Below are 17,008 nucleotides of genomic sequence, written 5' to 3'. Positions count from 1 at the left end.
GTGAGAAGCTAAAAGAATTAATCCCAAGACAACAGTTTGATATTCCAATTCAGGCTGCAATTGGAGCTAAAGTTATCGCACGTGAAACTATTAAAGCTTTGAGAAAAGACGTAACAGCGAAATGTTATGGTGGAGATATCTCGCGTAAACGTAAACTTTTAGAAAAACAGAAAAAAGGAAAAAAACGTATGCGTCAAGTTGGAAACGTAGAAATTCCGCAAGAAGCATTTATGGCTGTTTTAAAACTAAACGATTAGATAAAAATTAAATAATTAACAAAAAGTTTGAATATTTTTTAATATTCAAACTTTTTTGTGTTTAATAATATTTAGTTTTCCTTTTTTTAGTTATATTTATGTCAATGATTTAAACCCCATGAATCTTGAAAAACTTACTTTTTATATTTGCCTTTTTATATTCAACTTGTTTGTTTTCACAAGGGATAACAGTTGATAATGCTACAAATTCACCCGCACAATTAGTTGATTTGTTGTTAGGAAATTCTTGTGTTGAAGTTTCAAATATTTCGGTTTCTTCCACTCAAGCGGTTGCCTATTTTAATCAAAATGGTTCTAGTTTTCCTATTTCGGAAGGAGTAATTATTAGAAATGGTGTGGCGACTTTTACACAAGGTCAATATTCTGGTGCTAATTTGAGTAGTTCTGTTACTGTTTCTGGAGATGCTTTTTTGCAAAATTTAAGTAATAATAATGGCGGAACAAGTCCAATTGTAAATGCCGAATTTTTAGAGTTTGATTTTATTCCGCTTTCGAATAGTTTTAGTTTTAATTTTTTGTTTGCTTCTAATGAGTATGGATTTTATCAATGTGAATTCAGTGATGTTTTTGCTTTTGTTTTAACCGATTTATCTACGGGAGTTTCAACAAATTTAGCAGTCATTCCGGGTACAAGTACACCAGTTTCGGTTACTACAATTAGAAACAGTATTTATAACGATCCTTCAAGTCCAAATAACAGTTGTGCTTCTGTAAATCCGACTTTTTTTGGAACATATAATGTTGGAAATCCTACTTCGGCATTAAATATGCGAGGACAAACATTGGTTATGAATGCTTCTTCGGCTGTTGTTCCTAATACCCCTTATAGAATTCGATTGGTAATTGGAGATTACGCCAATACTGGTTTTGACTCTGCGGTTTTTATAGCCGCAGGAAGTTTTACTACGACTTTAGATTTAGGTTCGGATCAAATTATTTGTTCTGGAGATGAAGTTTTGTTGAATACAAATTTAGATAATACCTTCACATATACTTGGTACGAAAATGGAAATTCCATTCCAGGTGAAACAAATTCTACTTATACAGTAACTCATGCCGGAACTTACACTGTTGAAGCTGTTAGAGGAACTTGTACGATTACGGATACCATCGTTTTTTTCGATTTAGCAGTTACAAATCCATCTAATTTATTAACTTGTAATACTGGAGTAGCAACTTATAATTTTGATCTAACTACAAACAATGAAGCTGCTTTAGGAATAGATACTGCTATTTATGATGTTTTTTATTATGAAACGCCAGCTGATATAGTGGCGAATAATCCAATTCCAGCAGGAAATTTAGTATCTTATCCGAGTGCTGGTGGACAAACGATTTACATTAAAATATTTAATACCATAACAGGTAATTTTTGTGATGCTGAGTATACTTTTGATTTAATTGTAACAAATGCTGTCGTTGCAACACAACCTAATCCAGTTTCAGTTTGTGAAGGTCAAGGAAGTACGACTTATTCTTTTAGTGCTACAACAACAAATGAAGTTCTAAATGGGCAATCGCCAGCTAATTATACAGTTACTTATTATAATTCGATTGGAGAGGCTTCTTTAGGAACAAATCCTATAACTTCCGTTTCAATTCCAAATGGTACCACTACGGTTGTTGTCGGAATCCGAATTCAAGATAATTTAAATCCAAATTGTTTTGATGTTACTTCTTTTGTTATTACAGTTAATCCACTTCCTGTAGTTGATGATATTCCAGATCCAATTGAATGTAGTCAATTTACCTTGCCAACAATTGTGAATGGAACCTATTATCTTTTGCCAGGTGGTCCAACAACGCCAGGTCAAGTGCAATTTAATATTGGAGATATTTTAGTGGATGGTGGAACGTACTATATTTTTGCTGGTCCAGATGCAAATGGCTGTACTAATGAATCTAGTTTTAATTTAACGCTGATCGACGAGTATGTTCCGCAATTAGATCATTGTGGAAGATTCGTGGTACCAACTCCTCCAGAAAACATTGGGAATTTTTATACGCAGCCAGGAGGCCCAACAGGTATTGGTGTTATTGTTCCAGCAGGAACAGAATATTTGAATGCAACAACAGCAACTATTACAGAAACTTTATATTATTATGCAGAGGTAAATGGGGTGTTTTGTAGAGATGAGCAATTTATTTTCTTTATACATCCAGTACCATTGGTAGATGATCCTGCAGATGTTACAACATGTGATTCTTATGTTTTGCCACCATTAACTAATGGAAATTATAACACAGATCCAAATGGAGGAGGGACAGCTTTAAATGCAGGAGATGTTATTAGTGTTGCCGGGCCCAACTTCCCAGGAACCTACTATGTCGTTAATTCTTTAGCGCACACAACAAGTCAAGGTTTGCCAGGAACTTGTATTGAGTCGAATGATATTGTGATTAATTTAGTAGATACTACATTATTTTCTACGGTTTATGCGTGTTCTCAACAAGGATATGTTCTGCCTCCAGTTACATTTGGAGGTTATTTTACAGGTCCTAATGAGTCAGGTGTCTCGGTAGACCCTAATATTCCAATAACATCAAACCAAGTGGTTTATTATTTTACAAACACATCTGTTTTGCCTAATTGTACTAGTAATTTAAATTACAATATTGTTATTCATCCCACGCCATTAGTTGACGATATTCCTGATGGACCTCAATGTGGAGAATTTGTTCTACCTGTTTTGTCAAATGGAACTTATTACACATTGTCAGGTGGTCCCACAGCATTTGGACAGCAACAGTTATTTGCTGGTGATATTATAGATTTATCCGGCACTCATTTAAATCCTGGAACTTATTATGTTTATAATGAACACATATTTAATAATCCAGATGGTTCAACCACATTATGTTCTAATGAAGATTTTTTTACTATAAGTATTAATCCATTTCCTGTTACAGATAATGTTATTGGTAGAACCGAATGTAACCCTTACACTATTCCAGCACCAACTAATGGAACTATTTATACAGCACCTGGCGGGCCAAGTGGTGGTGGAGCTGTTGTTTCTTCTACTCAAGTTTTTAATACTACCCAAACCTTTTATCTCTATAATATTGATACTAGTACAGGTTGTGAAATCAATCGACCTTTTACCATTACATATAATGGAATTAATCTACCAGATTATCCAAACGTAAACGTATGTGAGTTTGATAATTACCAATTACCAGCATTAACACATGTAGCACCAACACCATTTAATTATACCATTGGTTATTTTTATGATCCAAATGGAGTAAATCCTGTACTACCAGGAACAATTTTTAATACGCCAAACACAACTACAACAATTTATGTGTATGCAGTAAATGGAGACCGAACTATTTGTACGCAAGAAGATAGTTTTGATATTGTGGTTTCTGAAACACCTAACTTAGCTACTTTAGGATTGGTTTTTGATAATGAAAAATGTGGTACTTATGTTTTACCAACATTGCCAACAACAACCTATAATATTGGTTATTATTCGCAATCAGGTGGTAATGCTGCTGATATAATTGCGAATTTGAATATCACAACTCCTGGAACGTATACGTATTATGTGTACGCTTCAGCAATTGGAAACCCAAATTGCAACGACGAAATTTCTTTCACATTCACAGTTCATCCTCTTTTGAACATAACAATTCAAGGTGGAATTATCTGTGTAGATTCTCAAACAGGTGATGTGTTACGAACCTTTACTATGGATTCTGGTTTAAATCCTGCATTTTTTACCTTGAATTGGTATTTGAATGGAACTTTAATGGGAACTGGTCCAACTTACACCGCGTCACAAGCAGGAGTTTATACGGTTGAATTTATTAAACTAACACCTGATGTAGGAGCTAATTGTAATTACAACACAACCACGGTAACTATTGTACAATCGAGTCCAGCTGTAGCTAATTTTACGGTAAGTACTCCGTTTGAAAACAACACGTTTATTACCGTAAATTTAACTGGTGGATTATTTGGAGATTACCTATATCAATTGGTTTATCCAGATGGAAATGTAACTGAATATCAATCTAGTAATGTGTTTACTAATTTGCCAACAGGCGAATATTATGTGAATATTTATGATATTTTGGGCGGATGTTCACAAACAACTATTGGTCCAATTTATATTATTAATTATCCTAATTATTTTACACCAAATGCAGATGGAGTCAACGATAATTGGAATATTTGGAATTTAAGCCATCAACCTGATGCAGTGATTACTATTTTTGATCGTTATGGTAAATTCTTGAAACAAATGTCGCCTGCTAGTTCAGGTTGGGATGGAATTTATAATGGTGAAAAACTGCCTTCTACGGATTATTGGTTTACGGTGGAATATTTACCTCAGAATGGAACGACTAAACAAATTTTTAAAGCTCACTTTTCTTTAAAGCGATAATTTATTAACATTAACAATTGACTCATTTTCTTTTTGTGAAAGTTGAAGTAACTTTACAAGATGTATGCTTTAGTTGATTGTAATAACTTTTACGTTTCTTGCGAACGTGTTTTTCAGCCTCAGTTAAATGGTAAACCTGTTGTGGTTTTGTCTAATAATGACGGTTGTATCATTTCGCGTAGTAACGAAGCTAAAACATTGGGAATTCCAATGGGTGCACCCGAATTTCAGGTTCGCGATTTGATAAAGCAACATGATATTCACGTTTTTTCTTCCAATTATGCGTTGTATGGCGATTTGAGTCATAGAGTGATGAAAATCTTAGAAAATTATACGCCCAATGTTGAGGTGTATAGTATCGACGAAGCTTTTTTGAATTTTTCAGGAATGACAATTCCTGATTTTAACGCGTATGGTGCCGAAATCCAACACAGAATTTTGAAATGGTTGAGTATTCCTATTGGAATCGGTTTTGCGCCTACAAAAGCACTTTCAAAAGTAGCTAATAAAATCGCTAAGAAGTTTCCAGAACGCACAAATGGAATTTATGTTATCGATACCGAGGAAAAACGAATCAAAGCCTTAAAGTGGACTAAAATTGAAAATGTTTGGGGCATTGGTTTTCGTTTAACCAAAAAAATGCAAGCAAAAAACATTAATACGGCTTATGATTTTACACTTCCGCATAACGAAGCTTTTATTCGCAAAGAAATGGGAGTAGTAGGCATGCGTTTGAAGTATGAATTAGAAGGGAAATCTGTATTAGAAATGGAAGAACCTAAGGTAAAGAAAAATATCGCTGTAACGAGAAGTTTCGAGAAAGATATTACTGATTTTAATGAACTCAAAGAGCGAGTAGTAACTTTTGCCAGTGTTTGTTCCGAGAAATTGCGTAAACAAAATTCCTGTTGCAATGCGGTTACTTTGTATTTGCGAAAAGATCCATTTAACGCTAATGGTGAAAAGTATAGTTTTTATCGCATGCAAACTTTATCTTTTCCTTCCAATACTTCTTTTTCAATTAGTCAAACCGCTATTATGATGTTGAAAGATTTATATCAAGAAGGAACCGCTTACAAAAAAGCAGGTGTTATAGTTTCAGAGATTGTGCCTTCTTTGCAACGCCAATTTAAACTTTTTGATGAGGAGAATCCCAAATACCAAAAACTCATGGAGGTTATGGATGCTGTTCAAGCGAAAACAGGTGAACGTAAACTTAGATTAGCGTCACAAGATTTAAAACGTACTTGGAAAATGAAACAGAATCATTTATCCAATCGATATACTACGAATTTTAACGAATTACTAGAAGTAAAATGCAAGTAAATTCCAAAATAACTTTTTTCGTCCCTGATTTTGAAAATCCGATTGAAACCTCATTTATTTCGAGTGAAATTAAAGCGGGATTTCCTTCGCCTGCAGCTGATTTTGAAGAATCAAAAGTAAGTTTAGATCATTTATTGATTAAGAACAAAGAAGCAACCTTTTATGCCAAGGCAAGTGGAAACTCCATGATAGGAGCAGGAATTGATGATGGCGATATTTTAGTAATTGATAGAAGTCTTGAGCCAAGAAATAATGCTGTAGCAGTTTGTTTTATAGACGGTGAGTTTACAGTAAAACGAATCAAGAAAACTGATGAAGCTATTTTTTTAATGCCCGAAAATCCAAATTATGCTCCCATTCAAATAGAACCACATAACGAATTTATAATTTGGGGTATTGTGACCTATGTTATAAAACAAATTAAATAAAAAAAAGGCTATCACGATTTTCGGATAGCCTTTTTTATTATATTAAATTCTTCTTAGAAGTTAGCTCTATTATCTTTAATCTCTGCTTTATCTTTTAAAGCAATATAAGCTTTAGAGATAGCATATGATTGATTTTGACTTCTGTCTTGTGTAATGTAAGTAGCATAACTTGGAACCTCTGGAGCTTTAGTTACGGTTTTAGCTCTTACCATAAACATACCTGAATTACCTTCGATAATTTCAGAAGTTTTTCCTGCAGCTAAACCAAATGCTTTTCCAACAACTTTAGGTTCATTACCCATATTTGGAAGTACAGGTGTTTTCAAAGAAATGCCAGTAGCAGTTTGTATTGAAGCACCAGAAGCTTTTGCAACTGCCTCTAATGAATTTCCATTCATTTTTTTCTTGATAATTTCAGCTTTTTTCTGATTTTTAATAAGCGGTTCAACAGATTGTCTAGCAACATCAATTGGTAATAAACCTGTTTCGTTTCTGTCTTTTAATTTTGCAATAACAAAACCTTGAGGAACATCAAAACGTCTAACATCTCCTATTTCAGTATCTTTGTTGAATGACCATCTTACAATTTCTCTTTGAGAACCAACTCCTTGAACATATTCGTCAAATCCTTTTAAGTTAGTTGCTGGAACTACTTCTAACCCAGCTTTTTTAGCTACAGCGGCGAAATCTTTATTTTCGTTTGCATCAGCCTCAAGTTGACTTGCTTTTGTGTAAATTGCATCTATTGTTGCTTCAGAAGGTTGTATTTTTTGAGCAACCGTTCCCATAAGCACAGCTCCATACTTGTCTAAAACTTTAATAACATGAAATCCATACTCCGTTTCAACAACTCCAATCATGCCAACAGGATTGTTAAATACAAAATCATTAAATTTTGGTACCATTTGACCAGGCATAATGTTGTCATATTCACCTCCATTGTTTTTAGATCCTGGGTCGTCAGAATTTGTCATAGCTAACATTGCGAAGTTTCCAGGATTTGCTTTTGCTTGGGCTAATAAGTCATTTGCTAAAGCTTGAGCTTCTTCTTTAGTTCTAGTTGCAGTAGATTGAGGTGCTCCTTTGTAAGCTAATAAAATGTGACTAGCTTTAGCGCTTGCATTTCCTTTTTTAGCGATCATTCTAGAAATACATTGGTGTCCATTGAAAACATATGGACCAAAAACACCACCAACAGGCAAGTTAAATAATTGCTCTTGGTAGTCAAGTGGTAAATCTTTTTTAGCTAAATAAGTTGAATCAAATTTAATATCTGAATTTGCATTAACGAATTCACCAACATTGGCAACAGAATCGAATTTTACTTTAACATCACCTATTGAAGATAACATTGCTTGTTCGTCTTCTTTTGATGGTTTGTTTTCTACTAAAACGAAATCAATGCTTGTTGTATTATCTGATTTGTATTTTTTTGGAGATTTCTTCATGAAATCAATAATCTCAGCATCAGTTACTTTAACTTGATCATCGTTTACTGTTGAAAATGCTACTGAAACATATTCAAAGTCAGCTTTGTCATTTTCAGTTTTGTATTGAAATTTACCTTCTGCTTTTGTGGTATATACTCCAGACTTAATCATGGTGTTATACATTTGCTCAACAGCAAATCTCTCAATGTTTTTTTCAAATTCTTTCCATTCTAACCATTGTGATTGATCAGGAGCATTTTTAATTCCTTTTAAAAATTCTTTGAATTTATTTTCATCAAACTGTCCAGCTGCATTTAAGAATTGTGGATTTTGAGCTAAATTTGGATTTTGCTTGATAACATTAATTAATTGTTCGTTTCCAATTTTTAATCCTAATTTCTCAAATTCACTTGAAAGGATGATTTTTCTAACTTCTTGTTCCCAAGCGCTATTCATTGCTTGTGTTGAAGTAGTTCCTTGTCCTTGCTTTTCAATCATTGAAACATTTTGCATAAATTCTTGAGCTTCAATATCTGTTCCGTTCACAGAACCAACATTGTTTGTACTAGAATTGAAAGTTCCGCTTTGAATTACATCCGCTAAAACAAATGAGAATAATGCTAAAGCAATGATAATAATTAAGAAGAATGAACGTTGTCTAATTTTAGATAAAACTGCCATTTTTATTTGTGTTTAATTTTTTTCAGAGGGCGAAAATACAATTATCTATTTAATAATAAAATAGTAAACTCATATTTTACTCGAAAATTCGAAAGATTTTTTATCTTTTTTCTTCTTTTACAGATAAACGAACCAATTCAATTTTTTTATTACTTGCTGAATGAATGATTATTTCAAAATTTTCGATGTTTATTTTTTCATCATTGATTGGAATTTCTTTTGTGTAATTCACAATAAAACCTCCCAAAGTTGAATAGGAATCAGATTCAGGAATTTCTAAGTTGTATTTCTCATTTAAATATTCTACATCAAGTCTTGCCGAGAACAAATAGCTGTTGTCATCTAATGATTCGTCAATTAATTCTTCATCTAAATCATGTTCGTCTTCAATTTCACCAAATAGTTGCTCTATGATATCTTCAATAGTAATAATTCCAGAAGTACCACCATATTCATCTAACACTACAGCTATGCTTTTTCTTTTTTTTGTTAATAAATCTAAAGCATCTTTTATGTAAATAGTTTCTGGAATATATTCAACTGGGATTAAGATACTTTTGATGGTTTTTGGTTTTTTGAACAATTCAAATGAGTGGACATAACCTAAAATATCATCTATTGAATTTTGGTAAATAAGTAATTTAGAATAACCTGTTTTTATGAAAGTTTCTCTTAGCTCTATGACTGAATCTAATATGTCAATACCACTAATTTCTGTTCTTGGTGTCATAATATCTCTTGCCTTTAAATCAGAAAATTCTAATGCATTTTGAAATATTTGAATTTCAGAATCAATTTCATTTTCTTGAGATACATTGTTCATTTGTTCAGAGATGTAGTTTCCAAGTTCAACTTTGCTAAAGTAATTTTGTACTTGATCTCCTGGAGTTTTAAAAAATTTCTTTAAAATAGTATCTGATATCCAAATGATAAATTTTGTTGGCCAAAAAAATAGTTGATAGAAAAAATAAGAAGGAACGGCAAAGAATTTTATAAACGAGTTGGCATAAATTTGAAAAAAAACTTTGGGAAGGAATTCTGCGGTTAATAAAATTATCGCAGTTGATATTAAAGTTTGTAGAAGTAATCCAACGAATGCAGTTAGTTTAAAATAATTATTTAGCCAATCAATGATTAAATCACCTGAGTAAATCCCATATATCACCAATACTACATTGTTTCCAACGAGCATTGAGGTAATAAACTGAGATGGTTTCTCGGTAAGTTTGTTTAAAATAGATGCATTAAAGTTTTGTTGTCTCTTTTCGATAGATAAATATACTTTGTTTGAAGAAACATAAGCAATTTCCATTCCTGAAAAGAACGCTGAAAGCAATAAACAAATTACAATAATAGCAATTTCCATTTAGCTATTTTCTGTTTTGATATTTGTTTTGAAAATGTCTTCTAAAAAAGAACATTCCTATAGCCACTATAGCAATAATAATACTTAATAGAATATCATTAAAAGGTCTTCCTTCTGTGTATTTTTTAAAAGCATCATAAAAAAAGAACCCTGCGAAAATTAAATAAATATATTGTATAAATTTTAAATAAGTCATAATATTTTATTTTTATCAAATGTAATGAAAAGTAAAATGTAAAACAATTATTGATCAATAGTGTTTACTTCACCACTACTTTGTTGCATGTTAAAAATTTTGAAATCTTTACTAAAATCAACTCCAGGGCCTTCTAAATAACCGCCAGCTTCATCAGTATATTTAAAGTGTTTTTCGGTAAAAAACCATTCATTTTTTTGGTCAAAGTACAGTTGTGACGTTTCTAATCTTTTACCAGTATCTGAACTAATTTTTACATTTCCCTGTAGGTCTATTATGCTGGTTTTTTTGTATGATATGGCATAATCTGCTACAATGGTTGTGATATTTCCTTTGTTATCAAAAAGTGTAACATTAATACCTTTTGGAAATTCTGTGAAAGGATTGATTATATTGCCATAATCTAACATTTTAGGACTTTTTAGTATTGATTTAATTTGTCCAGAATCTGTATATTTTAAGTTAATAGTATCAGCTTCACCTGAAGGGATAAAAGATGTTTTACTAAGTTTTTGAACTTTATTGATGTCGCTTTCGCATGAAAAAAACATAGTCACGACAAAAATCGTGACCATGTTTAAAAGATTATTCTTAAAATGTATTTTCATTTTATAAACTTGGAACTAATATACTTTCTCCAATCCAACAATTGAAAGCAATTCGTTGTCCTCCTTTTCCAGATTGGAATATTTCTGTTTTTGAAGGTGCTGCAGCTCTATATTTAGCAGCGTCGCCACTTGCTTTACTTCTCAAAGTTGAATCAACAGAAGCGGCTTTGTCGCAATATTGTGCAGCTAACCAGTAAACCGCTCTTTTTTCAAATTGATCATTACCACAATCGTTAATGCTACTTCCGTATAAAGAAGCAATTAATAGATAAGATTTTCCGAATGATGGTTTTACTTCTAAAGCTTTTCTTGCATAGTTACGTGCTTGAGCTTTGTTAGATCTACTATACAAGGTTGCGATTTTATAATATAAATTTGCTTTTTTAGTGTTATCGGTATGTAAACTTGCAGCTTGATTAAAATATTCCATCGCTTTAGCTGTATTTTTTCTTTGATATTCTACAACACCTAATTTTTCAGCAGCTTCGGCACTTGGGTTTAATTTATACAACGCCTCTGACATTTTTGAAAACAGTGGGTCAGAATCACATCCTTTAGCATCTAAACGATTTGTTGCTCTTTTTAACCATTCTTCATTTGTTTTGTTTTGTTCAAATCCTTTTTGATAGAATGGTATTAATTTAGCACAAGTTGATAACTCAAGAATAATATTATCCATGTCATTTCTTACTCCTTCAAAAATTTCTAAATTATTCTCTAATCTATTTTTTCTTGCAGTTTCTTTATCTGTTAAAGTTTGACCAGATTCTTCTTTGCTTAAAAGTGCGTCTTTTTCATCAGTTAATTCCTTTTCTTCTTCTTCAAGTTTTTTTGTTAAATCGTCGTATTTGTCAAAAACTTGTTGCAATTCAATACCACTATTAGCTTTATGTTTGTTTACTAAAATTTCGAAGTAAACATACATGGCTTTAGCATATTTAAAGTTGGCGTAATCTGTTTTAAAAGCAACATCTAACAAATTATATACTTCATCTGTTGTTCCAATTTTATTGTCAAACAAAGCCAATCCTTTTTTCATTTTATTTCCAGCTCCATTTCCAGGAAAATATTGATCGTGCTCATCGTATAATTTTAATAAATCACGAACATATTTTTCTTTTTCTTGTGGGGTAGTAGCTTTTTCAATTTTTAGTTTTATTGCCAATTCTCCATAAGTATAAATGCTTTTGTGAAAAGTGGGGCAATCTTTTCTTAAAGTTGTTAGGTAATCATAGCTATTTACATCTTTAGCTTTAACAGAAGTTGTCATTAAGCTAATAGCTTCAGTACAAGCTTCAGTGTTTTGAGCTTGGGAAAAAAAACTAGCTGTTGCTATAAATAGTAAAGTTAAACTCTTTTTCATTTTGGTTGTTATAAATATTAATTAATTTCTCTCTTTCTAAACCACAAATCACTCAATGATAATCCGATATTTAAATTAAAATAATTTTCTTGAATTAAATTTTGAGTTGTTGTTCCTTTTTTACCTAATTCAAATCCAATGTTTATTTTAGATAAACCAACTGGTAGTCCTAGTCCAAAAGTCATGCCATAATCGTTTATGCTTTCATTTTTTAACACTAATCCAGTATTTTCATATCGTAAACCGGCTCTATAGGTGATTCTGCTGAAATAGCTAGAAAAAGAATTATATTTTGGAATAAAGAATCCACCTAGCGCAATTTTTGTTGCGTTTTTAAAATCTCCATTTAATTCGTCTTTGAATCTGTTTTCTAGTTTGCTAGTTTGTTGAAGTGTGATTTCGGTAGCAATAAGCCATTTGTTTTTTACTCCAATACCAGAACCAATACTTAATTTTGTAGGAATTGCAATATAGTTATTTTGTACATCAACATCTTGTTCTTCATCTATCAATTCATTACCTGAAGAACCATATACAATAGTAGCAATGTTTCTAGTGTTTTCAGAGTATAACTTGCTTTCTGGACTAAAAGTTAATGAAGAGTATAGTGTTAATTTGTTGTTGATTTTTCCTTCATAGGTAACTCCAAAACTGGAAGAAAATCCTTTTACAATTGATGTATTTCTTTCTCTAGAACCAAGCTGAATAACAGGGTCTTCAACAAATTCTACTGTCTCGGTTTTGATTTTTCCAAAGTTGTAATTAATGTCAAAACCAACGCTAAACTTAGAGTTTATTTTATAAGATGTACCAAATAATACTCTATTTATATTACCGTTACCAAGAAATTTTTTCTCTCTTAAAGTTTGGTCTATACTATTGATTTCGCTACTTTTAAGTTTGAATCCAACGGTTGAAAAAGGCATTAATCCTACAATTACTCCAAATTTTTGTTTTGGAATTGCAACTAATAAGTAATCTAAACTTGTTCTTTGTGATTTGTCAGATTCATTATTTGTGTAAAAATTTGTAAAAGAGTTAGTACCACCAATAGCAAAAGTTGTATATCTTAATTTAGAATAATAAGCAGGATTTATTAAATTAAGTTGGGTGCTATCTGCAACAATACTTATTCCTCCCATTGCTTTGGCTTCTTCAGTTCCTTTAAATTTTACTTCGCCTAATCCGAAATAAGAATATGGTGAAGCAGTATTGTCTTGTGCCCAAGAAGTTAGTGATAAAAGTATACTAGCTAATACAATAAGTTTTTTAATCATTTTTGATATGTGTATAGTGATAATAGATTCAAACTTTCTAGTAAGAAATTTGAATTGGCAAATATGGTGTTTTTTAATCTTTTAGCCAAAAATTCTGCGTCTCCTCCTGTTAAAATTATTGTTAAATCTTGATTTTTAAGAGAATATTGGGAAATAAAGCCCTCAATTTCAAAGATTACACCATTAATTATACCGCTATGAATGGCGCTTTTTGTACTATCTCCAATAATTTTAAAGTCTTCACTTATGGATAAAAGTGGTAATTTTGAGGTATAATCGTTTAAACTTTTATAACGGATACTAATCCCTGGAGAAATAGCACCGCCTAAATATTCATTATTTGAATTCACATAATCATAGGTAATACAAGTTCCAGCATCAATAATTAATCGATTTTGACTTGGAAATTGCAAAGTGGCTCCTGCTGCTAAAACCATTCGGTCTATTCCTAATGTTTCAGGAGTGCTGTATAAATTCTTGAATGGAAATCTCGAATGATGTGAAATTATTTCCGTTGGAAACTGACTTTTGATGTAATCCAACACCTCTTCATCAAGTTTTCCTACCGAAGAAAGCGTGATTTTTTGAAGATGAGAATATTTTTTAAAAATATTTTTAAAATTTTTTAAAGCTTCTGTTGTCTCGAAAATAAAAAAATCGAGTTGCTTATTGTGTTCAAATACAGCGACTTTAATTCTTGTGTTTCCAACATCGATGGTTAAAAGCATGGTTATGTTTTTGGAGGTGCAAATATACAAATTCATTTTTTTTAATATTTGTTTTGGAAAATATAAAAATGGTTCTATATTTGCACCCGCAATCAACAAGCAGTACTGCTTAAAATTGTAAAGGTACCTTAGCTCAGTTGGTAGAGCAATGGACTGAAAATCCATGTGTCCCTGGTTCGATTCCTGGAGGTACCACTTAAACCCTTGATAATCCTTTGATTTTCAAGGGTTTTTTGTTTTAGGGTGTTTTCAAGGTGTTTTTTACCTATAAAAAATACATTCTCTCAAAAATAGTAAAATACATTTTTCATGTATAATTAGAAATTTAATGAAGTCATCTAAAAATTAACATTTAGAATATGAAATTGAAAAATTACTTCTTCAAAAATAAATTTAATAAATTTTGGAAGAAATAAAGTTTCACAATACATGCTTACACTGAATAAACAATTTTACTTAAAGAATTATAAGTGGCTAACCAAATAATAAATCAATTACGATTTACTATGAACGATTTATTTAGCAAAAATATTTGTTGTAATTCAAAGTTTGGATTAGCCTCTCTTTGGTTATAAATCATGTTAACATGCCTATTTAATTACAAGTATAATCATATCAAGATTATTTAACTCTTTAAAAAATGAGTTATAATACTTTGAGAATGAATTTATTTTTTTGTAGTTTCTGAGGTATTTTAAAAATACAAAACAAAAAATATATATTGAAATATAGAACGGAAGCCATGGCTTCCGTTCTATATTATAATTTGTAAGTAGTAGAGGTGTGTTTCTGATTGCTTTTGCAAAGCTATATTGCACTTTTTAATAAAAAAATCGAAAAAAATTGTAAATAATCAATCTCAGAATACATCAAATTTAGTTGAAATGTTTAATTTATTAAGAAAGAAAAGTCCCAAATTACGGGACTTTTCAGTTTAATTTTTTGTTCAAAACATCATCATTTTTTTTATTCCTAACAAACGATTTTAGCGATTGGTATATAATATCATATACGTCAATAGAAAATATAAGGACACCATTTAAACATAAAAATAATAGACAACCACCAAATTATTTACCAAATCATTTTCAATAGTATCATTCTCGAAGTTATTTAGTAGTTTTTTAAGTATCACAATCTGTAAAGATTTTAAGGAGTTGTTGAGGTTGAATTGTTTTCCCCTTTTTGTTATGTTTAAGATTAATCGTCATATTGTACATATAAAAAGGATTGTCTATAAGACAATCCTTTTTAACTAAGTAACTATTGATTTATTTATATTTTCGTAATTTTTAATTTATTCTTTTTACTTTAACATCTTCCACTCCATTAATTCATAAGACTGTATAAAATTTAAAATTAAACAAAAAAATAATGGGGTTTTAAAACCCCATTATTTTTCTACTTACACAGTTTATTGTATAGTACCACTAAACCTTTTCAAGTTACTATTTTTAATCTTTAAAACAACGCACATACCCCCCCATTTTTTTATTAAGAGTATTCATGATGTCAACACTACCACTATCTATTCTCAAAAGAATACCAGAGTTCTCATTTGAACTCCACCAGAAACCAGAAACTCTCGCATTATAGAACCAACCACTATAATCGCGGACACCACCAGGTAAACCATTAAAATTTGATGAATTAGTCGCTGCAACATTTGTGCCATTCCATACAGTTCCAATGGATTTCATTTTTCCCCCAGCTACATCTACTCCATATAAACAATTGGCTAAGTCTGTCCATTCTGCAATGCTAGGAATATGCCACCCTGCTGGAGCTAGTTTTTTACGAAGAGCAGGGTTTGCCAATGAGGCAGCATCATATATGCCTGCAACAGCATACCAATTGTACATCTTTTCATATATACCGTTACTATTGATGTAATAGCACCATGCTCCTGTCGTAAGGTTAGCCCATTGGGTATCATCTGTAACTTGTGGTATTGGAGTACCATCACTGTATTTTGATACATTAAGATTTTTAATTGTAAAAGTCTGGTCACATACTTTAACACTTTGGTATGAATTATTATCTATGTCATAAATAACAGGACCAGAAACTACGGGAGGTTCTTGTAGAGTCATAAAACCATAATATGATTCTGAATAAGCTGTTCCTATACTATTAGTAGCATAAGCTCTTATATTATAACTAGTATTTGGATTAAGTCCTGTAACTAAACTTGTAAAATTTCCTACGCCGGTACCATCTGTTGTTTTTGTTGACAATGCAATTGTAGGAGGACCATTAGAACCAGATACGTTCCAACAAACTCCTCTTGCTATTATAGGAGCGCCACCATCACTTGTAACATTTCCTCCAGAAACAGCTGATACATTAGTAATTGAAGATGTTGAAGGCATAGTTATGGTAGGAAGAACCGCTGTACTAGTACCACTAGTAGTATTGAGTGAAAAATCATTTGAATATGTTAGAGATTTTCCAACTGAGTTGTAAGAGTACACCCGATAAGTATATGTTGTACTTGGCAATAGTCCTGTATCACTATAATTTGTAATATCAGCTGTTGTAGTTCCTATCACAGCATAGGTATTCGAGCCTGTTTTACGTTCAATTTTAAAACCAGATTCATTGGTGGAATTATCACTCCAAGAAAGATTTATTTGTGTGGATGAGGCAACAGTTCCTGTTAAATTTGATGGTGCAATAGGAACAACGGCGGTGGTTGAATTTCCATCATCATCAGATTGAGTTGAACAACTAAGAAATGAAACTAATGATAAAAATATTATTATTGATTTTGATGTTCTCATTTTATTTTTGTTTTAATGTTATGTATAGGTTTAATTTCTAAATTCTTAAATAATTCTCTGATAGATCTGCCATTCTCGAAGTTATTTAGTAGTTTTTTAAGTATCACAATCTGTAAAGATTTTAAGGAGTTGTTGAGGTTGAATTGT

The 17,008-nt window shown here is 31.5% G+C and carries 11 protein-coding genes, 1 tRNA gene and 1 pseudogene; 5 read left to right on the top strand and 8 right to left on the bottom strand.

Annotated features, from left to right (window positions below; all coding sequences use genetic code 11):
• The 4 genes and pseudogenes from Q0075_RS07245 to umuD all read left to right on the top strand — a co-directional run.
• Positions 1-257: pseudogene (locus tag Q0075_RS07245) on the top strand (elongation factor 4); the annotation flags it as partial.
• A 125-nt stretch (positions 258-382) separates the two neighbouring features.
• Complete coding sequence (locus Q0075_RS07240) at positions 383-4,675, top strand: T9SS type B sorting domain-containing protein (protein ID WP_297868927.1); 4,293 nt, start codon at positions 383-385, stop codon at positions 4,673-4,675.
• Positions 4,676-4,735: 60 nt separating this feature from the next.
• Positions 4,736-6,001 (top strand): Y-family DNA polymerase, encoded by a 1,266-nt coding sequence (locus Q0075_RS07235; RefSeq protein ID WP_297868926.1) that lies wholly within the window; start codon positions 4,736-4,738, stop codon positions 5,999-6,001.
• Positions 5,992-6,429 carry a translesion error-prone DNA polymerase V autoproteolytic subunit gene (umuD, locus tag Q0075_RS07230; protein WP_297868925.1) on the top strand — a complete coding sequence of 146 codons (438 nt, stop codon included), beginning with the start codon at positions 5,992-5,994 and terminating at the stop codon, positions 6,427-6,429. Before Q0075_RS07235 ends, umuD begins: the two co-directional genes overlap by 10 nt.
• 53 nt (positions 6,430-6,482) lie before the next feature.
• Here umuD and Q0075_RS07225 read toward each other — a convergent pair whose 3' ends face one another.
• The 7 genes from Q0075_RS07225 to Q0075_RS07195 all read right to left on the bottom strand — a co-directional run bounded on the left by Q0075_RS07225 (position 6,483) and on the right by Q0075_RS07195 (position 14,078).
• On the bottom strand, positions 6,483-8,540 hold the full coding sequence (locus Q0075_RS07225; RefSeq protein WP_297868924.1) for a peptidylprolyl isomerase: 2,058 nt from the start codon (positions 8,538-8,540) through the stop codon (positions 6,483-6,485).
• Between the two features lie 100 nt (positions 8,541-8,640).
• Positions 8,641-9,906, bottom strand: coding sequence for a hemolysin family protein (locus tag Q0075_RS07220; RefSeq protein ID WP_297868923.1), 1,266 nt, complete (start codon positions 9,904-9,906; stop codon positions 8,641-8,643).
• Positions 9,907-9,910: 4 nt separating this feature from the next.
• Positions 9,911-10,102, bottom strand: a complete 192-nt coding sequence (locus tag Q0075_RS07215) for a hypothetical protein (RefSeq protein ID WP_291110143.1) — start codon at positions 10,100-10,102, stop codon at positions 9,911-9,913.
• A gap of 47 nt (positions 10,103-10,149) precedes the next feature.
• The gene (gene lptC, locus Q0075_RS07210) at positions 10,150-10,710 is read right to left on the bottom strand and encodes an LPS export ABC transporter periplasmic protein LptC (RefSeq protein ID WP_291110145.1); all 561 of its coding nucleotides are present in this window, start codon (positions 10,708-10,710) and stop codon (positions 10,150-10,152) included.
• Between the two features lies 1 nt (position 10,711).
• A complete protein-coding gene (locus Q0075_RS07205) occupies positions 10,712-12,073 on the bottom strand; it encodes a tetratricopeptide repeat protein (RefSeq protein ID WP_291110147.1) in 1,362 nt (453 codons plus the stop codon).
• 17 nt (positions 12,074-12,090) lie between these two features.
• Complete coding sequence (locus Q0075_RS07200) at positions 12,091-13,350, bottom strand: hypothetical protein (RefSeq protein ID WP_297868922.1); 1,260 nt, start codon at positions 13,348-13,350, stop codon at positions 12,091-12,093.
• A complete protein-coding gene (locus Q0075_RS07195) occupies positions 13,347-14,078 on the bottom strand; it encodes a type III pantothenate kinase (protein ID WP_297868921.1) in 732 nt (243 codons plus the stop codon). The genes Q0075_RS07200 and Q0075_RS07195 overlap by 4 nt, the downstream gene beginning before the upstream one ends.
• Before the next feature lie 122 nt (positions 14,079-14,200).
• On the opposite strand from Q0075_RS07195, the gene Q0075_RS07190 reads away from it, so the two are divergent.
• Positions 14,201-14,273: transfer RNA gene (locus Q0075_RS07190), tRNA-Phe, on the top strand.
• A 1,259-nt stretch (positions 14,274-15,532) separates the two neighbouring features.
• On the opposite strand, the gene Q0075_RS07185 is transcribed toward Q0075_RS07190, so the two are convergent.
• Positions 15,533-16,861 carry an FISUMP domain-containing protein gene (locus tag Q0075_RS07185; protein ID WP_297868920.1) on the bottom strand — a complete coding sequence of 443 codons (1,329 nt, stop codon included), beginning with the start codon at positions 16,859-16,861 and terminating at the stop codon, positions 15,533-15,535.
• Positions 16,862-17,008: the final 147 nt, after the last annotated feature.

Source organism: uncultured Flavobacterium sp., from assembly GCF_937967675.1.
Lineage (GTDB): Bacteria > Bacteroidota > Bacteroidia > Flavobacteriales > Flavobacteriaceae > Flavobacterium.
The sequence above is the reverse complement of the archived record's forward strand: the minus strand, read 5'-3'. Positions and strand labels throughout refer to the sequence as shown.